The sequence below is a fragment of the Oleiphilus sp. HI0123 genome, assembly GCF_001635315.1.
In genome coordinates, this window is record NZ_LWGE01000138.1 from 1 (window position 1) to 424 (window position 424).

Here is a 424-nt window from a genome sequence, read left to right on the forward strand (position 1 = left end):
GTATGATACAGCAAGACGATAGATATCTAGGTCGGAACTAGCTCCAATTTCATAAGCAATATAAACCTCCCTCAAGAAACTAGACAAGCTTCCAGCAGCAGTAAATATAACGAGGATTAACATGCTCTTTGGCCACTTTATATTCATGCAGTGCTGCCCACAAAAACCTAGAATTTATTTCTTAACGAAGAACTTAGTGAGAACATAAATTACTGAGAAAAAACCGCCAATTAGAATAAATAACAGGACTATGAACACCCGTCTAGGTTTTACCTTCTTTTCAGGAGAAATAGCTGGATCGATTACAGAAAAAGCATACTCTTTTCTAACTTTGGCTAGCATAATCGTTTGCGTCTGCTGCTCAATCAATTGATAAAAAGCACTTTCCATTGAGTGAGTTTGATCCTCGCCAAGCTGCTCCTGT

1 protein-coding gene is annotated in these 424 nt (G+C 38.2%); it reads right to left on the minus strand.

What is annotated here, in order from left to right; all coding sequences use genetic code 11:
• Positions 1–174: 174 nt before the first annotated feature.
• A partial coding sequence (locus A3761_RS01305) for a GNVR domain-containing protein (protein WP_304439563.1) occupies positions 175–424 on the minus strand: 250 nt, incomplete at its 5' end.